The organism is Mesorhizobium sp. B1-1-5, from assembly GCF_006443065.1.
Lineage (GTDB): Bacteria > Pseudomonadota > Alphaproteobacteria > Rhizobiales > Rhizobiaceae > Mesorhizobium.
In genome coordinates, this window is record NZ_VFWS01000267.1 from 1 (window position 1) to 1,914 (window position 1,914).

The 1,914-nt window shown below is 63.5% G+C and carries 3 protein-coding genes; all 3 read left to right on the forward strand.

The features are described from left to right. On the forward strand, positions 1-1,142 hold a 1,142-nt coding region (locus FJ980_RS30240; protein WP_246676623.1), incomplete at its 5' end, for an MT-A70 family methyltransferase. Next, complete coding sequence (locus tag FJ980_RS34915; RefSeq protein WP_181181353.1) at positions 1,139-1,276, forward strand: hypothetical protein; 138 nt, start codon at positions 1,139-1,141, stop codon at positions 1,274-1,276. The genes FJ980_RS30240 and FJ980_RS34915, both read left to right, overlap by 4 nt. Then, on the forward strand, positions 1,273-1,605 hold the full coding sequence (locus FJ980_RS30245; protein ID WP_140547267.1) for a hypothetical protein: 333 nt from the start codon (positions 1,273-1,275) through the stop codon (positions 1,603-1,605). Before FJ980_RS34915 ends, FJ980_RS30245 begins: the two co-directional genes overlap by 4 nt. Positions 1,606-1,914 lie beyond the last annotated feature (309 nt).

Sequence of the window (1,914 nt, forward strand, 5' to 3'; positions counted from 1 at the left end):
GACTGAACCAAGGTGGCCGCCCACAGAAAACCGGTACCGCGTCGGAACCGGTTTCCCAGAAGGCGACATTGGCCGAAGCCGGTATCGACAAGAAGCTTTCCGCCCGCGCTCAGAAGATGGCCGCCGTACCCGCCGCCGAGTTCGAATCCATGGTCGGCGAATGGCGCGATCGCGTCGAAGCCGAAAATGAGCGCGTCACCACCAACCTCCTTGCTGCTGGTGAAAAGAAGCTCAGCCGCGATGAGAAAGAAGCCGCGCTTGCGGACAAGATGAAAGCCGCTGCGGAATCGCTCGGGCAGGGGATGTTCGGCGTCATCCTCGCCGATCCGCCATGGCGCTTCGAACCTTACAGCCGGCAGACCGGCATGGATCGCGCCGCCGACAACCACTACCCGACGATGGACGTCGACGCGATCGCCGCGCTGGAAGTGCCGGCCGCCGACGACTGCGCCCTGTTCCTGTGGGCCACGGCGCCGATGATCCGTGAAGCCTTGTTCGTCATGTCGGCCTGGGGCTTCGAATACAAGTCGCAACTGATCTGGCTGAAGGATCGCCTCGGCACCGGGTACTGGGCGCGCAACAAGCATGAGATCCTGCTCATAGGGACGCGCGGCGACATTCCGGCGCCGGCTCCTGGCACTCAGCCGGAAAGCGTGATCGCGGCCACAGTCGGCGCGCACAGCGAAAAGCCGGTCGCGTTCCACGAGATCATCGAATGCATTTATCCGAATCTCCCACGCCTCGAGATGTTCGCCCGCGCCAGCCGGCCAGGTTGGAAGGGATGGGGTGCGGAAGCCGAGGCAGGCCGGTTCAACTCCGGCTCGCTGACCGAGATCGCGGTGAAAACGCAGGTTCAAGTCCTGCCCGACGTCGCCTCCGGGGACGTTAAGGGAGGCCCCACCGGTATGGGGCGGTCTGACGGCCGGGAAAGACCGGCACCCAATTCCAATTCGTCGGTTCCGACCTCCTCCCCGGAAAAGACGGATACGGCCGGCGGCAAGGTGGGATGCCTTTCGCCGTCGGCCACCATTCCTCAGCGCAAGCCGCTCCGGCCTCATTGCCTCAATCCTGACCTGTGCGCCGGCTCCGGCCGCGAACATTGCCACGCCTGCAAGAAGGCGATGGCGAGCGAGGCGGCATGAGCGCGATCACCACCCAAGACGGCACGATCATCGTGTTCGACCAGGAGGTCGGCACCGTCTCGGCTTCGACCGAATCCGCTGCCCGCCGTGAAATCGAACGCCGCAAGGCAATGAAGCGGGAGAGGCGGGTATGACCAGCCTCACACCACGCCAGTCGGACGCATTGTCCTTCATCCGATCGCATCAGGCCGAGAAGGGCTTCGCACCGAGCTACGACGAGATTGCGGCAGGCCTGGGCCTGGCGTCCAAGAGCCGTGCCTTCGATCTGGTGAAGGGGCTGGAACGCCGTGGCGCGGTACGCACTCGGCCCGGCATGTTCCGCACGATCGAGATCATCGAGGAGCGGGGCGCCGAGTTTCATCTGAAAGCCGTACTGGCTGAGATCGGCCGCGAAGGGTGTGTCTATCCGACCAGCGCCTGTGTTGTTGCAGCCATGCGGTTTCTCGGAGACCGGACGCAATGACCTGGCTCTCCATCTCACTCTATGCGCTTGGCATAATCGGCGCTGCTGCGGCCGTAGGGCGGGATGTACCCGCGGGACCTGCGTGAATGGGTCGTCATCGTTTGCTGGCCGCTGGCGGTTGCCTATGCGGTCGCTTCCGTTCCGGTTTCCAAGTTTCGGGCGAGGACTCTTCGCCCATGAAAACAAGTTCAACTGCTGCGCTTTCGTCTTCGCCTGCAAGCCCTGTCGATCGCGCATCTCTCTTCGTCCCATTTCTGCCGTTCAGCATCGTGCCGTTCGGCTTAGTCGCTGTCTCTGACACCCACAGAG